Genomic DNA, 17113 nt, shown 5'->3' with positions numbered 1-17113 from the left:
GCCCTCGGCTATGTGTAGTATATAATATAAAATTTTTTATGTCAAGCGGAAAAATGTGCCTTACTTGGCGCCCTCCATGATAGCCTTGAGGATAGCGCCGTCCCATGCAACAGAGTTCCTGTTGAATATACCGAAGCTCGATTCGCCGCTGAACTTGCTGTTGTCCCATACGAAGCATTTTATGCCCTGCTTCTTTGCGGCGCTTATATAGTAGCTGTAGTATCTGCTTCTTGTAGCCTCATCAGCTCCGTGAACACAGCCGAATTCGCAGATAAGAACAGGTATGCCCTTGTCGATGAACTTCTGCTTCAGCTCTGTGAACTTGCCCTCAAGCTCGCTCTCGCCGCTTGGAGTGAATGTAGTTTCTGTTCCCTCGGAGAATCTCCACGGTGCATAGTAATGTACCGAAAGAACTATGTTCTTGCCGCTGGGAACTACCATATCATTAAGTGCCACGCTGTCGGCAGAAGCCGCATATGTGGTAACTATAAGGGTTCTGTTCGCGTTGTTGCCGCCGCTTGCACGGACTGTATCGACAAAGGTCTTGGCGTACTTGTTTACGGTACTGCGCTCCTCCTTTGTGCCGCCCATCCATTCCATAGCAGAACCCACAGTTCTCGGCTCGTTCATGCCCTCGAATATGAGTCTGTCGTCGTAGTCGGCAAAGCGCTCGCTCACCTGCTTCCAGATGCTTTCAAGGCGCATACTGTCACCGCTGAAGGAGCTCGGCTGAGGATCGAACCAGATATAGTCGTCGTGGTGCATATTGATGATAACGAACATACCCTCGTTATATGCGTAGTCAACTACCTCCTGAACTCTGTCCAGCCATTCCTTCTGTATCTTTGTGTCGTTCATGTGCTCGGACCACGTTACAGGTATTCTGACAGCATTGAAGCCTGCCGCCTTTACGGACTTTATCATATCCTTGGTGGTCTTTGGGTTCTCCCAGCCTGTCTCGGTGTCAAGCCCCGACTTGCCTGTATTGTAGCTTTCAAGGGTGTTGCCCAAGTTCCAGCCCACCTTTATCTTCGATACTATCTCGGAAGCGGTGCGGAAGCTCTTTTCGCCGTCAGCCGACTCGGTAGTGGGCTCGATAGTAGCCACCTCTACCTTTGTAGGAGCAGGATAATCTCCGCCGCCCACGCTGTACTTGACCTCGACCTTGTCAACAGTAAGAGTCGGCTGGTCGCTCCACCAGTAGCCCAACAGTAGCTCGTTATCCTTTTCCATGCAGCCCTTTGCCTTATCGGGCACGAACCATGTGAGCTGCAGATTATCGCTGTCAGTGAATATTGACACATCGCCCGACTGGAATTCGCCTGCTGTAGAGCTTATCCCGTAGGCGCCCGTGAATTTTCCGAAGCTGCCCGATGTACTCACGTTGAACGTTACCACCTCGGGTATCATTCCCTCGGGTATGAAATCAAGAGGGATATGGACTCTGTTGTCCTCGTCGGAGTAGCTTACCGACTTGCCCACCTCGGCAGAGGCAGTGCCGTCAACAGGAACATCTCTCGTCCTGTCGAATCTGCATACAACGTTGTCTATTTTAAGGCTTTCGCAGTTTCCCCACCAATATCCGAAGAGCACCTCTCCGCCCTCGTGGATATAGTCCTTGAGCTCCTCGGGAACGTTCCATGTTATCTCGCCGTAGCTTCCCTCTGTAGGAGCCGAAAAATCACCTGACTGGTACCAGCCCTTGTTTGTTGCAGCAGGGCATTTGTCGTCTACGGATATTCCGCAGCCGCCTTTGAATTCACCGATATTTCCGCCGTCCCCCGAATATACAGTGAATGTGAACGATTCGATCCTGTCGCCCTCCTCGATAAGGTCGGCAAGCGGGAACTTGATCGTGTTGCTGCCCTCGGCACGTCCGATCACTCTGTTTACGGATATCTGTGAGCCAAGAGAAGCCGAAACGGTCTCAACTGGGCTTTTATGCTCGGTTGCCATCTCTGTAGTTTCCTCCTCAATAATAGCGGTAGTCTTCGGCGCGTCTGTACTGTTTTCTTTCTCAGACACCTTTGAAGAACCGCCTTTCTTCGCGCATGACACACCCGTAAGCAGCATTGCAGCGGCTGTCAGCAGCGCCATTGCAGATCTCTTCATTGCCAAATGTCCTTTCCCCATTGTTTATTGGATATCAATCAACAAAACGTCATTCCTTATTATTTTTTTATCACGGAACGACTTTATAAACACTTATCTTAATTATATCATGACAATGTGCGATTTGCAATACATGATTTTTACTAATATGTGCCATTATACCGACTTTTTTTCATTATTCTGCCAATAAAGCACCTTGCATTTTATACTTCAAGATGACAGAACTGTGAAATAGTCGTGGTAAAAATGTGACTCTTTGTCAAAGAATTGATTACAATTCTGTCTTTGTCTTGACAAATTATTGCCGCTTGTGTATAATTAAAGTAAGCTGAGCGGAGTGCACTGCTCCGCAAAAACGAATAAAAAAACATTTCCCTTTTAATGAAAGGACGCAAAACTATGACTAATTTCAGAAAAAAAGCTATCGCGCTGGCAGCTGTTGCCTGCGTTGCTGTTACATCTGCTGCTTCATGCTCAAAAAAGCAGGCAAGCTCAACAAATAACGGTACATCCGCAGGAAGCAATTCTTCCGGTCAGGCAGCTTCAAACAATATGCCTACACTTGAAAATATCGAGAATGCAAGCGGTGCTGTAGTCGTTACTCCTTTCCAGACAGGCTCTCCTGCCGACATTGCAAACTTAGGTCTTACAGCTCCTAACGGCATTGACCTTGATTCCGACGATCCTCAGACAAAGTCCACAACTCAGGCTGCTACAGAGGTAGTTGAGGTAACACAGGCTAACGGTGAAAAGGTCACAGACGCTAACGGCGCTGTTGTGACAGAGATAGTTACAAAGACTACAGAAGCTTCAGGCGAATACACCAGCAAGACAGACAGCAGATACTGTATGTGGCTGGATATCTCAAAGGATTCCGACTATGTATTCAACGGCGACTTCATCGAGGTCGTATTCAAGCTCAAGGACAATATCCCCAACAAGGACTATCCTGTAAGATTCAATCCTGATTTTGCTTCCGTTGCAGGCAAGAGCGTTTCTCCCGACAAGGTAATTCAGGGTAATATCAGAGTCGGCGGCGATATCGAGGAGCAGAACGTTTCCTCCGAGACAGGCTTCGTAGCTTACGGCGACAATGTTTCCGCTAAGCCCGGCGACGAAATAACATACCACATCAACCTCAAGAACAACCCCGGTCTTGCAGCTATGCTGGTTTGGGTATACTTCGATACAAACGCTATGGAGGTAGAGGGTATCTATCCGTCAGGTGAATTTGAGAAGTTCGCAGCAACTGCAACTACAGGTGAAAAGCCAAATAACTAAGCTTATGCAAGGGCGTGACGATGGTCACGCCCTTTTTTAGTGATTAGTCAATAGTGAGTAGTTCTGTAGGGGCTGATGCCTACATCAGCCCGAACAATTATGCCTGATTTACACGGGGCGATGAAGGCATCGCCCCCTACAATCAACTAACACCTGATTTATTTTTTCAAAAAGGGTTGACAAATGTAAATTTTGCTGTTATAATATAAGCATACCAAACATATAGGTGATATAGAAAATATTAAGAGGTGCTATGTCATGTATAGAATCAAGTGCAAACGATGTTGACGCTCCTGTTTCATTCGCCAACACGTATTATTATCAACAACTAATGTAAAGGAGAACATTAATTATGAAGACTTATAAGAAGATTACAGACCTTATCGGCGGTACTCCCCTTCTGGAGCTTGGAAATCTCGAAAACGCTTACGAGCTCGGCGCTAAGCTTATCGCTAAGCTTGAATACTTCAACCCCGCAGGAAGCGTTAAGGACAGAATTGCCAAGGCTATGATAGACGACGCAGAGGCTAAGGGACTCCTCAAGGAGGGCAGCGTTATCATCGAGCCTACCAGCGGAAATACAGGTATCGGTCTTGCTTCCGTAGCTGCTTCAAGAGGCTACAGACTTATCATCACAATGCCTGAGACCATGAGCATCGAGCGCCGCAACCTTATGAAGGCTTACGGTGCAGAGCTTGTCCTCACAGACGGCTCAAAGGGCATGAAGGGCGCTATCGCCAAGGCTGACGAGCTTGCTCAGGAGATTCCAAACAGCTTTATCCCCTCACAGTTCACAAACCCTGCAAACCCTGCTATCCACGAAAAGACAACAGGCGTTGAGATATGGGACGATACTGACGGAAAGGTTGATATCTTCGTTGCAGGTGTAGGTACAGGCGGTACTATCAGCGGTACAGGCGCTTACCTCAAGTCCAAGAACCCCAATGTCAAGGTAGTTGCTGTAGAGCCTAAGAGCTCGCCTGTTCTTTCAGAGGGCACAGCAGGTCCTCACAAGATCCAGGGTATCGGAGCAGGCTTCGTTCCCGAGACTCTCAACACCAACATTTACGATGAGATAATCCCCGTTTCCAACGAGGACGCATTCGAGACAGGCAGAGCTATCGCAAGAACAGAGGGCGTACTCGTAGGTATTTCCTCAGGTGCAGCAGTATGGGCTGCTATCCAGCTTGCTAAGCGTCCCGAGAACAAGGGCAAGACTATCGTTGCTCTTCTCCCTGACACAGGCGAGCGTTATCTCTCAACTCCTATGTTTGAATAATCACATTTTATGCCATTTACATTAAAAAAACGGAGCTTAAAGCTCCGTTTTTTTAAGTTTAGAGTTGAAAGTTGAGAGTTGAGAGTTATGGTGTCGCCTGCGGCGATAATATGAATATCACATACAGCGGCGATCAACTCTTAACTCTAAAACAAAAAGCCCGAAGAGCTTCGGGCTTGATGATATTACTTTAAAACCTCAGCAGGCGGATCAATGATATCCGACGCTGTTATATCGTACTTGATAACAGTACCCTTTGCTCTCGCGTCGTCCTCTGTAGGATAGAAGCAGAGCTTGAAATCCTTTATATCGCCGACTAATACGATACCGCCGATAAGTCCGCTGAACTGTCCGTTTGACGGGATATTAAAGGGATCGGTATAGTACTTGCTGTCATTGAAGTGCTGCTTTGCATAGAGCTGTGTGCGGACATCGGAATAGACCTCACTGCCGTCGGGAAGCTCGATATAGAAGTTATTGAGCGTGCTGAGGGTGTACTCCTTGGACATACTGTTTCTGAGAGTTATATCCATGTATATAAAATGCTCGCCTGTCTCGCTGTTAATAGTGCTGACAACGGAATTAAGCGTAAAGGCTGTGTCCTTTGCGGTAATTTCCTTGCCAAGCTCGCCGTTTATAACGTTTGTGCCTACAGGCTCGGTTTCAGACGGTATGTTTTCACCTGTACGCGGACGTGTTATGGAATCTGATGACGAGCTATCGTTTCTATCTGAACAGCCTGCAAACGCAGCTGTTGCAAGTGCTGCTGCAATAAGTACTGCAAAAATACCTGTTTTTTTCATCGTTCTATCCTCCGAATCGTTCTAAAGCCTTGAAATACAGCTCCGTCTCAGTGCATAAAAAGGAGCTGCTCTCTATATTCAGCATATTATAGTATAGCACAAATATCGGCATAATGTCAAGCTTTTGAATCAATAACGGAGCATTAAACCGAGAATGGCTGTGTCCGCTTCACGGATAAATTCAAATAATATCGTGCAGGCAATGCATTAATTCCGTATCCTGCATAAAAAAGGCAGTTTTTTTCAATTTGCTCTTGAAAACATACTAAACCTATGGTATAATGATAATTACCGAACTACCCCGAAAGGACGTGTATCAATGAAGATTTCAACCAAAGGCAGATACGCTCTGCGAATGCTCTATGACCTTGCTCTGCATCACGAAGAGGGATATGTATCGCTTAAAGATATTGCTGACAGACAGGGAATATCCAAGAAATATCTGGAACAGATAGTTCCCCTGCTCAATAAAACAGGACTCCTGAGAACCAACCGTGGCAACAAGGGCGGCTATATGCTTGCAGGAAGTCCCGACGAAGTGACCGTAGGCGATGTGCTCAGAGCTACCGAGGGCAGCCTTGCTCCCGTGACCTGCCTTGAATTCGAGCCAAATGAATGTGCGAGAGCAGCCGAATGTTCAACTCTCTTTATCTGGGAGGGGCTTTACAAGTCCATAACCGACTACCTCGACAACATAAGTCTCAACGATATAATAAACCACAGCCATAACGGCGGAGATTATTGTATCTGAATCTTATATTCCATTATCACATACGGGCTGATGTGGGTGACTCCCTACAGTGTAGGGAGATGTCGTAAAGCGACAGAGGGTACGGGTGCCTGTTAGGCATCAGCCCCTACAAACAATTTTCCTGAAAACTTGTGTAGGGGGCGATGCCCACATCGCCCCGTTTGTTCTTAACACTAAGCAGTTTCATATACTGCTTTATTTTTTTGCCCTGCCGATAAGTGCAAGCACAAGCCCGATATATACAGCTCCGCCGACTGCTCCCGAGACTGCCAGCACCGCCATAACAGGCGCTTCCCTGCGCCGCAGAGCTTCTGCTGCAAGGAGAGCCGCTCCGCCGCACATAGCTCCTGCGTAGAGCACCTTGCCAAAGGGCGCGGCGCTTATACGGACTTCCGAAGCTCTTATGTAAACACGTAAGGACAATCCCAGAATAACTGCGTAGCACAGCGACGTGGACAGCGCCGCCCCGTCAGCTCCCATGGCAGGGATAAGGAGAAGATTTCCTGCTAATTTTACCGCCGTACCGAGAAGCATTATTTTCAGCGGTGCGGCAGGCTTGCCTACCGCCTGAAGCATACTGAACAGCGGAAAGGACACGCACAGACACACCATGCCTGCCATGAGATACCGCAGAGAACCTATGCACACCGCCACCTCGTCAGACTGCCGCGGAAACAGAAAACTTAGCACCTCGGGAGCAAGAACTCCCAGTCCCACAGCCGCAGGCACGGCTATCAGCGCCGCCGAGAGAAGCGCCTGCGACGTGCCGTGCTCCAGCGCACAGCGGTCTCCGCTGCCCCTTGCCGCCGCAATACAGGTGAGAGCGCCCTTGCCAAGCATATTCGTGACCGAGGGCACAAGATTGAACACCGTCAGGGCTATCCCTGCAAAGGAGCCGTATATGAACTGGGGCAGCTCGGCTTCGGGGACTCCCTCGGGAAGTCCCGACGGACAGCCGTATCGCGATATACAGCCTATGACAGTCCACATATCTATCAGCGCCGTAAGATTTGTCACCACGGAGCTGACTCCCACAGGCAGAGCCGTCGCCCACAGCTCCCGTGCAATGGCTCTGCGGCTCATCACATGGGCTTCGCCGCCTTGGGGAGCTTTTGAAAACAGCCGCATTACTGCGAAAAACAGCGCCGCTCCTGCTGTTGACAGGGTAACGCCAAGTATGCCTGCGGCGGCAGCTGCCGCCCGTATATCCGTCACAAAGGGAAAGAGCTCCATGACCGTCCGAGGGTGAGCAGCTGTGAAGCCGCACAGCAGAAGCCCTGCCAGCGCCTTGACCATGCCCTCTGCCACCTGTGAGAACGCAGTAGGGTACATATTGCTCATGCCCTCGTAGTAGCCACGCTCCACGGCGGTTATACAGCCGAAAAACACCGCAGGAGCTATCATCGCAACTGCCGCAGACGCCTCGGGAAGTCCTATGACATAGGCGCTGAACGGCTTGGCAAGGAGAAGTATCAGCAGGCTCCCTGCCAGTCCCACCGCCGAAAACAGAGCAAGGGCAGTCCGCCTGACCTTTGCGGCGTTCCTGTGCATACCCAGAGCCGTGCTCTCTGCGGTCAGCTTTGCCACCGCGGAACTGAGCCCAGTTACCGCCAGCGCGTAAACGGGCATGAACAGGCTGTAGGCACAGCTGAAATAGCTCATTCCCACGCCGCCGAGGATATTTGTCAGGGGTATCTTGAACACCGCACCAAGGAGCTTCGCCGCCGCTGCCGACACCATAAGTATGATAGAACCCTTTATGAAGTTTTGTTTTTTCAGTACAAACCGCCTCCGATTTGACATAATGTATGGAAAAATCACTTTTTCACAAAAATATATGTTGCAGAATCCAGAAATATGTGTTATAATATAATGAGTTATTGATAGTCGCCGTCAGACGGTTATCCCCCTGAACAAAGTTCAGGGTGCGCATATTATCTTTATGTATAAGATAAGCTGATAATATATCCCGAACTGTCCCGAAAAAGATGATGCGGGGCAAGACCAAGCAAAGTATCAACAAACAGACGAAAGGCTGGTTTTTATCATGGATTATAAATTCTCAGACAAGGTAACTAAGCTTCACGCTTCAGCTATCAGAGAAATACTGAAATTCACTGCTGATCCCAGTGTAATTTCCTTTGCAGCAGGCAATCCTGCTCCCGAAGCTTTTCCAAAGGAGCGTATCGCTGAGATATCCGCAGAGCTTCTCAGAGACGATCCTATCCTCGCTCTCCAGTACAGCGTTACCGAGGGCTATACTCCCCTCCGCGACTATTTAAAGGGCTGGATGACCGAAAAGGGCTGCTTCCACAAGGAATTCGACGACCTTATCATCACATCGGGCGGACAGCAGGCTAATGAGCTCTCCTGCAAGGTGCTCCTCAACGAGGGAGACACTCTCCTCTGCGAGTCGCCGTGCTTCATCGGTTCACTGAACGCTTTCCGCTCATACAACGTACACCTCAGGGGTATCGACATGGAGGACGACGGAATCGACCTCGAAAAGCTGGAAAACGCTCTCAAGACCGAGAAAAACGTAAAGCTTCTTTACGTTATCCCCAACTTCCAGAACCCGACAGGCAAGACTATGTCACTTGCAAAGCGCAAGGCTGTATACGAGCTTGCCTGCAAGTATGACTTCGTTATCTTAGAGGACGATCCCTACGGCGAGCTCCGCTTTGAGGGCGAAAATATCCCCTGCATAAAGAGCTTCGATACCGAGGGCAGAGTTATCTACTCCAGCACATTCTCCAAGATAATCTCATCAGGCTTCAGAACAGGCTACTGCTCCGCACCTTCACCAATTATCCAGAAAATGGTAGTGTGCAAGCAGGTCTCAGACGTTCACTCCAATATGTGGGCACAGGTAGTTTCCCACAGATTCATGTCAACTGTTGACAGAGAAGCACATTTCAAGAAGCTCCGCGCTATATATAAGGAAAAATGCGACCTTATGTGCGGATACATCGACAACGAGTTCTCAAAGAAGATGAGCTACATCAAGCCTCAGGGCGGACTTTTCGTGTGGTGCGACCTTCCCGAGAACTGCAACATGAACGATTTCTGCCGAAAGGCTGTACAGGAGTACAAGATAGCCGTAGTTCCCGGAAATTCGTTCAGCATTGACGAGAACGAGGTAAGCCATTCGTTCAGACTCAATTACTCAACACCTACAAACGAGCAGATAAACAAGGGCATGGAGATTCTTGCCCGTATGACAAGAGAAATGCTCGATTGAGAATAAAAAACATATCGAAAGGATAATCCATTATGCCAAACAGAATGACCGACAGATATAATGTCACACAGAAATACCTTATGACAAGAGGACAGGCTATCAACTTCCCTGCCCAGTACTTCGACAACTTTGCCAAGATGAAGAGAAACGACGTATTCGGCGTAGTTATCGACATTCCTATGTCAGCAGACGTTCTCACAACTATGGTCTGCTTCATCAACGGAGCTGCAAATATCTACTTCAACAACGGCGGCGAGTACACAGGCGCTTCACAGAAGTACAGAAACCTTGTACAGGCTGCTCATACTCTCGTTGCAAACGCAGGTCAGCTTCTTCCAAAGGCTGAAAAGACAAAGCAGTATGACCTTCCTAAGGACAGAACAAACAACATCTTTATCCTCACAAAGGGCGGCGTTTACAAGACCGAGATAAAGGCTGGTCTTATCCCCGAGGAGGAGCAGGAGCTCCGCACATTCTACGTACTCTATCAGCGCGTTCTCAGCGAGATAAGAAGCTGTCAGCTCAAGGACGAGGCTGAAGCAAGAAAAGCCGCACAGAAGTAAGGAGCACCGCAAATGGACGATAAAAAGCTGATTTTCAGCGGTATCCAGCCTACAGGAACCTTTACCCTCGGAAATTATATCGGAGCTGTCAGAAACTGGGGAGCTCTCCAGGAGCAGTACAACTGTATCTACTGCGTTGTTGATATGCACGCTATCACCGTAAGACAGGATCCTGCAAAGCTGCGTCAGAACACACTCAACTCGTATGCGCTTCTCATGGCTTGCGGAGTTGATCCAGAAAGATCTATACTCTTTATACAGAGCCACGCTCCCACACACGCTGAGCTCAACTGGATACTGGGCTGTAATACACAGTTCGGCGAGCTCTCCCGTATGACTCAGTTCAAGGACAAGAGCCAGAAGCACCCCGACGATATAAACGCAGGTCTCTTTACATATCCTACCCTTATGGCTGCGGATATCCTTGCGTATAACGCAGACCTCGTTCCTGTCGGCGTTGACCAGAAGCAGCATTTAGAGCTGGCAAGAAATATCGCTCAGCGCTTCAACCAGCGCTACGGCGACTTCTTCACCCTGCCAGAGCCATATATACCTGAGGTAGGCGCTAAGATAATGTCATTGCAGGAGCCTAAAAAGAAGATGTCCAAGTCCGACGAAAACGTCAACGCCTGCATACTCATACTTGACGACAAGGATACCATTATCCGCAAGTTCAAGAGAGCTGTCACTGACAGCGAGGCTGAGGTATGCTACCGCGAGGGCAAGGACGGCATCAACAACCTTATGACTATATATTCCTGCGTAACAGGCAAGGACTTCAAGGCTATCGAGTCCGAGTTTGCAGGCAAGGGCTACGGCGACTTCAAGCTTGCTGTCGGCGAGGCTGTTGCAGACCACTTAGAGCCCGTCCGCACAGAGTTCGCAAGACTCAGCGCAGACAAGGCTTATCTGAAGCAGTGCTACACAGAGGGCGCACAGAAGGCTCTCAGATACTCGGGAAGAATAGTTTCCAAGGTTTACCACAAGGTAGGATTTGTAGATAAATAAGCATTATGCTATGTTTTTTGCATTTTGTTTTATATAACAGATAGTAATTATATGTCAAAAATATACAAACCTCGACTAAGCAAATATTATTATTCTACGAAATTAACAAAAATGTAAAAAATAGGTTGCAATTTAGAAAAAATTAGGGTATTATATAACATAGCCCGTCTTTAAGGGAGTGTTTTCCTATGGTTGAATACCAGCAGAAAGACCATTATTCAATAAACGATCTGCTCGATATTGTCAGACTTCTCAGAGGCGAGGGCGGCTGCCCTTGGGACAGAGAACAGACTCACCAGTCTATCAGAAGCGATCTCATCGAAGAGACCTGCGAGGTCATCGAGGCTATAGACCTTGAGGACGCAGAGCTTCTCCGTGAGGAGCTGGGCGATGTTCTGCTACAGGTCGTTTTCCATTGCAGGATCGAGGAGGAGCAGAGCTCCTTCAAGTTCGACGATGTGTGCGACGAGGTCTGCAAAAAGCTCATTATCCGTCACCCTCACGTTTTCGGCGACGTCACAGCCAATACAACCGATCAGGTGCTGAAAAACTGGGACGCCATTAAAATGGAGACAAAGGGACAGGAGCGTTATACGGACACCCTCACAAGCGTTGCCAAGTCACTTCCCGCTCTTATGAGAGCTCAGAAGGTCGGCAAAAGAGCAATGCGCGCAGGCATGGATTTCCGCTGTGCCGAGGACGCTGTAGCCTGTATAGGCGGCGAAAAAGCTGAGCTGGACGCTGCTATCGCAAGCGGCAATAAAGCAGATATCGAGGAAGAAATGGGCGACCTGCTGTTTTCATGCGTCAACGCAGCAAGACACTTAGGCATTGACGCGGAACTGGCACTCAAATCCGCTACGGAGAAGTTTATCAAGCGTTTTTCAGTTACAGAGGACTTGGTCTCTGAGAAAAAGCTTGATATGAAAAATCTTCCTATTGAAGAGCTCGACATTTATTGGGACAAGGCAAAATCAATAATTAGTAAAATGGAGGAACAGAAAAATGACTAAGACTGAACTTATCAACTCTATCGCAGATAAGGCAAGCTGCACTAAGAAGGACGCTGCTTCTGCTCTCGAGGCTACACTCACAGCAATCCAGGGCGCTCTCGAAAGCGGCGAGAAGGTTTCCATCACAGGCTTCGGTACTTTTGAGGTACGCGAGAGAGGCGAAAAGACCTGCATCAATCCTAAGACAAAGGCAAAGATGGTCTGCCCTCCCTGCAAGGCACCTGCATTCAAGGCTGGCAGAGGTCTCAAGGACGCTGTAAACAAGTAATAGCAAAGGGGACAGTCCGCTGTCCCCTTTTATTTATATCATCATATAAGAGCTTGAAAGGAAGATATTATGCGACTTGACAAATACCTCAAGGTGACGCGCCTTATAAAGCGCCGCACTGTGGCTAACGAAGCCTGCGACGCCGAGAAGATAGTCGTGAACGGCAAGGCTCAGAGAGCCTCATACGACGTAAAGGTGGGCGATATCATCGAGATAAATATGGGTACGCGTCCGCTGAAGGTAAAGGTGCTCAGCGTTACCGAGCACGCTACCAAGGAAAATGCAGCGGATAACTACACCGTTATCGAATAAGTTATTAGTGACTATAATATGTAGGGGGCGATGCCCACATCGCCCCGTTTATTCATCAGGCTGATGCTCACATCGCTGCGTTTATTCATCAGGCTGATGCTCACATCGCTGCGTTTATTCATCGGGCTGATGCTCATATCGCTGCGTTTATTCATCGGGCTGATGTGGGTGACTCCCTACAGTAACAAAAAATGCTGTACCTTTCGGTACAGCATTTTTTACTTTGTATTACGTATGTCCCAGCGGAATGTAACAAGCTTGGAAGCCTTTGTCTTATCCAGCAGGTTGTTGTTCTCGACTCTGTTCATGTCAAGATAACGGTAATTCTGCTTCTCCTCCTTATTGGCTCCGAAGAGTCCTTTAAGCTTGGTGATAGCATTGGTGGGCTGCTTCTGCATTACAGCTCCGAGACGGTGGTTCGTCCTCATGAATGTAATGATATCAGCAGCTGTTGTAAGCTCCTTGTCTGCAACGTTGTATATGCCTGCATAGGTGTGGTTATCTGCGTTCTTGATGAAGCACAGGATAAAGTCCACAAGATTATGTACGCAGCAGAGCTGGAAGCCGTACTGTCCCTGACCGAACACGAAATATGTGCCGTCCTTGGGATCGGTTATCTTTGCCATGAGATTATCCGTAAAATTGAAGGTATATACCGCAGGAAAGCGTATCAGGCAACAGAGGATATCCTCCTTGTTGTGATGCTGCAATTCGCTGGCAATAGCCTTTTCGGAAGCATATTTCATAGCCGCATAATTTGTAGACGGCTTCAGATCACTGTCCTCACGGATAGGTTCACGTGTTTTCGGGAACTGATATACCTGATCTGTGCTGAGAAGAATGAACTTCTTCACAGTCGATGTCATTGCATAGCGGTAAATGAACTTATCCACTGCTGCGGAATCCTTTACCTGCTTGTCTGTAACTATAGGTCCCATGTCATTATCAACGGTACACGCCGCGTGTATTACCGCATAAAAATCGTGTTTCTCAAAGAGTTCTGCTATTGTATTTTTATCTGTTGGTTCGCACTGTACTGATGAATAATGAAGCTTTCCCTCGTTATATCCACTTTCTTCTCTGTCAACAGCTATGACCTCATAGCCCTTTTTCAGAAGTCCTGAGCAAATGTGCTGACCGATAAGTCCGCATCCTCCTGTAACAAGTACTTTCTCCATGATCATAGCCTCCTTTCTGAAACTAAAAAACTATCAAAATTTTGTCTTATATATGTTTATTATAGCATAATTACAACGGTTTGGCAATAAATAAAACTAATGTTAACACTATGCAACTCCGAGAAAGCCGCTTCGCTTTATTTCACCTCGGAATTGATATTTTCAAGATACTTATCCACTGTAGCATAAATGGCTTCATAGGTCTCGTTCCACGGAGTACCTCTTGCGGTCAGTCTGAGACTGCTGTCCAGAAGCTCTCCGCAGTCCTCGGAAACGCCGTTTGATATGTCGATAACAGGGTTAGCCTCTGCAAGCTCCTGCATACTGTTCTTCATATCTATCATTTCCTGAGTCCAGCCGTAGTCGTCGATGAACTGCTTATCCGCAACAGACTTTGTATCCTCGTCAAGATGAGTGAATCTCTTGCAGTCGAGGTACTTGGCAACGCCCTGCGGATTTGAGCCGCCCTTGACGAACATATATGATTCAAAGCCTGTAGGTATGTAATACTCATCAGCCTCGGGATCCTTTGGCATTGGCACGAAGAATGCGTCAGCGCCGAAGGTGGCAGACCACTGTGACTTCTCCTTATAGAACTCATACAGTCCCACAGGATAGAACAGCTCCTTGCCCTCGCCAATATACGCAGGCTTGCTTTCCCAGCCTAAGTCCTCACTGCCTATGGCTACATAGCCCTTCTGATAGAGCTCATAGAGCCAGTTCTGCACGCGCTCCATTGAAGGATCGCTAAGATTGCTTACCAGCTTGCCGTCCTCGATACTTACAGGAGGCACACCGATAGTATTCATAAGTCCGTACTCGAACCACCAGCCGTCTATGCCGAATTTCTGACTGCCGTTATCAACGTACTTCTCAAGCATATTCTCAAAAGCGTTCCAGTCCCACTCGCCTCTTGCATAGAGGTCGGCAGGATCCTCAAGACCAGCCTCTGCAACTGTCTTTCGGTTGTATACCACAGCCGTTTTATCGCCTGTAGCCTGAATGCCTGCCATATAATGCTTGCCGTTCCAAACGAACTGGTCGTTGATGTCCTTTACGTCTTCCCATAGTGGGGATTCGAAGTCGATATAATCGTCAACAGGTGCAAACATATCCTTTACGGCGCCCTTTGGGAAAGCGTCAAGATTTCCTCCATAGAAGAAGTCTATGCCCTCGCCCGAAGCGATATACTTACTGAGCATATCATAGCGCTCTTCATATTTGCATCTGTAATACTTTATCTCGCCGCCATAGCGCTCCTGAAATACAGCAAGGTCGATAGGAACGTTCTTGCCTGTACCGTCGGGGTTGATATCCCAGTCAGAAAGCCACTTTATGACGCCGTTTTCAAGCTTGTCGCCTGTCAGAAGCTCTGAAGCAACTGCATTCTGACGTATCTCATCTCTTACTGAGGAATCCAGCTCCTTGCTGTATTTTGAGCTGTCATCTTTTTTACTGCTGCACGCAAGAAGAGACATTGAGAGCGATGTCAACAGCAATGCCGAAATAAAATATCTTGCTTTTTTCATTTTATGACTCCTTTAATACCGCCCACACAAACTTATCCGTATTTGAAAAAACTCTGCAATTTTTCAATAACAATACGGAGATAAGTTCCCCAATAATACATTTTGATTATTCTTTACTTAATTATAACACTTTTGCATTGTTCATGTCAATGTCAATATTTCATATAATTTGTGGGCATTTATAGTGGGTTTATCACATATGGACCATTTATGTACTGCTTAAATCCAGTATATAGATTAATTTTATTTACTTACAAACTCTTCCAGTTCGTCTATACTCACAGTTATCTTTCATGAAGCATATGGCACAGCCTTTTGCTCCTTTTTTTACAGGATCATCCGACACCCCTATTATAGCCGTCACCGACTTTGAGGGTATCAGCAGTGAGCTGGCTGTTGCCGTGAGACCTATGCGCCGCTGAGCATTGAGAGCAAGCAAAAAGCTCCTTTGCAGCGTTATGGGCAGGTCTCCGTAGCCTGCGCTGAAGCGCCATGTCCTGTATGGTGCAGGGTGCTCTGCGAATATCTCCTGCTCTGCACGGTCACAGACCTGCTCTATTGCCGCACTGCAAATGCAGTCTATGGCAAGAGACTCCGCCATATTGGTCACAGCCGCCTGTCTTATGAGCTTATCAGCCTCCTGAGACAGAGTAGCCGCCAGCATTACCGCTCTGTTGCAGCCCGTTAAATGACGCTTTATATCCTCTCCTGTGAGGGGCTCGGACATTGCTCCGAGGACTACTCCCTCGTCTGTGAAGCTCACATCTGTTTCGAGATAGACGTACTTAGGGCGGACTTTTTCGCGGACAAGCCGCTCCGCACGGTCAAGGAGCTCCATGACTGCTTCGTCAGGCTCTCCCTTTACGCCCATGTACCGTGCCGCCTCTGATTTTGATATGGGAAGCAGCTCCATTACGCACCTATTATGCCCGAAACAGCCTCGCATATCTTACGTGCCACGTAGGGCTTGTTCATGGTGTAGAGGTGTATTCCGTCGACTCCGCTTGCCACAAGGTCAACTATCTGGTTTACCGCATAGGCTATTCCTGCGTCGCGGAGAGCCTCGGGACTGTGCTCGTACTTGGTCATGATACGCACGAACTTTGCAGGGAGACTTGCTCCGCAGGTAGTTACCATGCGCTCTATCTGATTCTTGTTTACAACAGGCATGATACCTGCCTCAATAGGCACGTTTATGCCTGCGATAGCAGCCTTTTCGCGGAATGCGTAGAAGCTGTCGTTATCGAAGAAAAGCTGCGAGATAAGGTGGTCAGCGCCTGCGTCCACCTTGGCTTTGAGGTTCTTGATGTCCTCTATCATATCCGCAGCGTCGGGGTGACACTCGGGATAGCAGGCTCCTGCGATATCGAAATCGCCCTTGGACTTTATATAAGTGATAAGGTCGCTTGCATGGTGGAAATCGTCCACAGGCGGTATATCGGGATTGATGTCGCCGCGGAGGGCGAGGATATTCTCAATGCCGCGCTGCTGTGCTTCACTGAGAGCTGCGTCTATCTCAGCCTTGGTGAAGTTGATACAGGGCAGGTGGAGCATTGGTATAGTGCCGCTGTCCTTTATCTTTGAAGCTATCTCCAAGGCGTGCTTGCTGTTGCCGCTTCCGCCTGCGCCGAATGTAACGCTGATGAAATCGGGAGAAAGTCCCTGAAGCTCATCAAGGGTATCATATATTATGTCCACGGGGCTGTCCTTCTTGGGCGGGAAAACCTCGAATGAAAAAACGGTCTTTTTGCAGAAAAGTTCCTTTATATGCATAA

The 17113-nt window shown here is 48.1% G+C and carries 16 protein-coding genes; 9 read left to right on the top strand and 7 right to left on the bottom strand.

Features of this window, described 5'->3' with window-relative positions; genetic code table 11:
• Positions 1 to 60 precede the first annotated feature (60 nt).
• On the bottom strand, positions 61 to 2112 hold the full coding sequence (locus T497_RS17755) for a cellulase family glycosylhydrolase (protein ID WP_051530682.1): 2052 nt from the start codon (positions 2110 to 2112) through the stop codon (positions 61 to 63).
• A 399-nt stretch (positions 2113 to 2511) separates the two neighbouring features.
• On the opposite strand from T497_RS17755, the gene T497_RS0113375 reads away from it, so the two are divergent.
• Together T497_RS0113375 and cysK are read left to right on the top strand one after the other, a co-directional pair.
• The gene (locus T497_RS0113375) at positions 2512 to 3393 is read left to right on the top strand and encodes a hypothetical protein (protein WP_028516049.1); all 882 of its coding nucleotides are present in this window, start codon (positions 2512 to 2514) and stop codon (positions 3391 to 3393) included.
• A 352-nt stretch (positions 3394 to 3745) separates the two neighbouring features.
• Entirely contained in the window at positions 3746 to 4672 is a 927-nt protein-coding gene (cysK, locus tag T497_RS0113370; protein ID WP_028516048.1) for a cysteine synthase A, read from the top strand.
• A 185-nt stretch (positions 4673 to 4857) separates the two neighbouring features.
• Here the strand turns inward: cysK and T497_RS0113365 are convergent, their stop codons facing one another.
• Positions 4858 to 5475 (bottom strand): DUF4352 domain-containing protein, encoded by a 618-nt coding sequence (locus T497_RS0113365; protein WP_028516047.1) that lies wholly within the window; start codon positions 5473 to 5475, stop codon positions 4858 to 4860.
• A gap of 319 nt (positions 5476 to 5794) precedes the next feature.
• Between T497_RS0113365 and T497_RS0113360 the strand changes: the two genes are divergently transcribed.
• A complete protein-coding gene (locus T497_RS0113360; RefSeq protein WP_028516046.1) occupies positions 5795 to 6226 on the top strand; it encodes an RrF2 family transcriptional regulator in 432 nt (143 codons plus the stop codon).
• A 195-nt stretch (positions 6227 to 6421) separates the two neighbouring features.
• Here T497_RS0113360 and T497_RS0113355 read toward each other — a convergent pair whose 3' ends face one another.
• Positions 6422 to 8029 carry a polysaccharide biosynthesis C-terminal domain-containing protein gene (locus T497_RS0113355; RefSeq protein WP_080693386.1) on the bottom strand — a complete coding sequence of 536 codons (1608 nt, stop codon included), beginning with the start codon at positions 8027 to 8029 and terminating at the stop codon, positions 6422 to 6424.
• Between the two features lie 244 nt (positions 8030 to 8273).
• On the opposite strand from T497_RS0113355, the gene T497_RS0113350 reads away from it, so the two are divergent.
• The 6 genes from T497_RS0113350 to T497_RS0113325 all read left to right on the top strand — a co-directional run bounded on the left by T497_RS0113350 (position 8274) and on the right by T497_RS0113325 (position 12631).
• The gene (locus T497_RS0113350) at positions 8274 to 9467 is read left to right on the top strand and encodes a PLP-dependent aminotransferase family protein (RefSeq protein ID WP_028516044.1); all 1194 of its coding nucleotides are present in this window, start codon (positions 8274 to 8276) and stop codon (positions 9465 to 9467) included.
• A gap of 32 nt (positions 9468 to 9499) precedes the next feature.
• Complete coding sequence (locus T497_RS0113345) at positions 9500 to 10030, top strand: hypothetical protein (RefSeq protein ID WP_028516043.1); 531 nt, start codon at positions 9500 to 9502, stop codon at positions 10028 to 10030.
• 12 nt (positions 10031 to 10042) lie between these two features.
• Positions 10043 to 11038, top strand: coding sequence for a tryptophan--tRNA ligase (gene trpS / locus T497_RS0113340; protein WP_028516042.1), 996 nt, complete (start codon positions 10043 to 10045; stop codon positions 11036 to 11038).
• A gap of 188 nt (positions 11039 to 11226) precedes the next feature.
• A complete protein-coding gene (gene mazG / locus T497_RS0113335; RefSeq protein WP_028516041.1) occupies positions 11227 to 12051 on the top strand; it encodes a nucleoside triphosphate pyrophosphohydrolase in 825 nt (274 codons plus the stop codon).
• Positions 12044 to 12319, top strand: coding sequence for an HU family DNA-binding protein (locus tag T497_RS0113330; RefSeq protein ID WP_028516040.1), 276 nt, complete (start codon positions 12044 to 12046; stop codon positions 12317 to 12319). The genes mazG and T497_RS0113330 overlap by 8 nt, the downstream gene beginning before the upstream one ends.
• A gap of 69 nt (positions 12320 to 12388) precedes the next feature.
• Positions 12389 to 12631 (top strand): RNA-binding S4 domain-containing protein, encoded by a 243-nt coding sequence (locus T497_RS0113325; RefSeq protein WP_028516039.1) that lies wholly within the window; start codon positions 12389 to 12391, stop codon positions 12629 to 12631.
• A gap of 218 nt (positions 12632 to 12849) precedes the next feature.
• On the opposite strand, the gene T497_RS0113320 is transcribed toward T497_RS0113325, so the two are convergent.
• The 4 genes from T497_RS0113320 to metF form a co-directional block, all read right to left on the bottom strand.
• Positions 12850 to 13809: an NAD-dependent epimerase/dehydratase family protein gene (locus T497_RS0113320; protein ID WP_028516038.1), complete on the bottom strand. Its 960-nt coding sequence runs from the start codon at positions 13807 to 13809 to the stop codon at positions 12850 to 12852.
• 137 nt (positions 13810 to 13946) lie between these two features.
• Complete coding sequence (locus T497_RS0113315; protein WP_028516037.1) at positions 13947 to 15338, bottom strand: ABC transporter substrate-binding protein; 1392 nt, start codon at positions 15336 to 15338, stop codon at positions 13947 to 13949.
• A 247-nt stretch (positions 15339 to 15585) separates the two neighbouring features.
• Complete coding sequence (locus T497_RS0113310) at positions 15586 to 16209, bottom strand: 5-methyltetrahydrofolate--homocysteine methyltransferase (RefSeq protein ID WP_242840019.1); 624 nt, start codon at positions 16207 to 16209, stop codon at positions 15586 to 15588.
• Positions 16210 to 16250: 41 nt separating this feature from the next.
• Positions 16251 to 17111: a methylenetetrahydrofolate reductase [NAD(P)H] gene (metF, locus tag T497_RS0113305; protein WP_028516035.1), complete on the bottom strand. Its 861-nt coding sequence runs from the start codon at positions 17109 to 17111 to the stop codon at positions 16251 to 16253.
• Positions 17112 to 17113 lie beyond the last annotated feature (2 nt).

The organism is Ruminococcus flavefaciens MA2007, assembly GCF_000621845.1.
Classification (GTDB): Bacteria; Bacillota; Clostridia; order Oscillospirales; family Ruminococcaceae; genus Ruminococcus; species Ruminococcus flavefaciens_E.
This window is presented reverse-complemented; position numbering and strand designations above follow the sequence as displayed.

Excerpts from the sequence above, each read along its gene's own strand:
- T497_RS17755 (WP_051530682.1), bottom strand. The coding sequence starts at position 2,112 with ATGAAGAGATCTGCAATGGCGCTGCTGACAGCCGCTGCAATGCTGCTT.
- T497_RS0113375 (WP_028516049.1), top strand. The coding sequence starts at position 2,512 with ATGACTAATTTCAGAAAAAAAGCTATCGCGCTGGCAGCTGTTGCCTGC.
- cysK (WP_028516048.1), top strand. The coding sequence starts at position 3,746 with ATGAAGACTTATAAGAAGATTACAGACCTTATCGGCGGTACTCCCCTT.
- T497_RS0113365 (WP_028516047.1), bottom strand. The coding sequence starts at position 5,475 with ATGAAAAAAACAGGTATTTTTGCAGTACTTATTGCAGCAGCACTTGCA.
- T497_RS0113360 (WP_028516046.1), top strand. The coding sequence starts at position 5,795 with ATGAAGATTTCAACCAAAGGCAGATACGCTCTGCGAATGCTCTATGAC.
- T497_RS0113355 (WP_080693386.1), bottom strand. The coding sequence starts at position 8,029 with ATGTCAAATCGGAGGCGGTTTGTACTGAAAAAACAAAACTTCATAAAG.
- T497_RS0113350 (WP_028516044.1), top strand. The coding sequence starts at position 8,274 with ATGGATTATAAATTCTCAGACAAGGTAACTAAGCTTCACGCTTCAGCT.
- T497_RS0113345 (WP_028516043.1), top strand. The coding sequence starts at position 9,500 with ATGCCAAACAGAATGACCGACAGATATAATGTCACACAGAAATACCTT.
- trpS (WP_028516042.1), top strand. The coding sequence starts at position 10,043 with ATGGACGATAAAAAGCTGATTTTCAGCGGTATCCAGCCTACAGGAACC.
- mazG (WP_028516041.1), top strand. The coding sequence starts at position 11,227 with ATGGTTGAATACCAGCAGAAAGACCATTATTCAATAAACGATCTGCTC.
- T497_RS0113330 (WP_028516040.1), top strand. The coding sequence starts at position 12,044 with ATGACTAAGACTGAACTTATCAACTCTATCGCAGATAAGGCAAGCTGC.
- T497_RS0113325 (WP_028516039.1), top strand. The coding sequence starts at position 12,389 with ATGCGACTTGACAAATACCTCAAGGTGACGCGCCTTATAAAGCGCCGC.
- T497_RS0113320 (WP_028516038.1), bottom strand. The coding sequence starts at position 13,809 with ATGGAGAAAGTACTTGTTACAGGAGGATGCGGACTTATCGGTCAGCAC.
- T497_RS0113315 (WP_028516037.1), bottom strand. The coding sequence starts at position 15,338 with ATGAAAAAAGCAAGATATTTTATTTCGGCATTGCTGTTGACATCGCTC.
- T497_RS0113310 (WP_242840019.1), bottom strand. The coding sequence starts at position 16,209 with ATGGGCGTAAAGGGAGAGCCTGACGAAGCAGTCATGGAGCTCCTTGAC.
- metF (WP_028516035.1), bottom strand. The coding sequence starts at position 17,111 with ATGCATATAAAGGAACTTTTCTGCAAAAAGACCGTTTTTTCATTCGAG.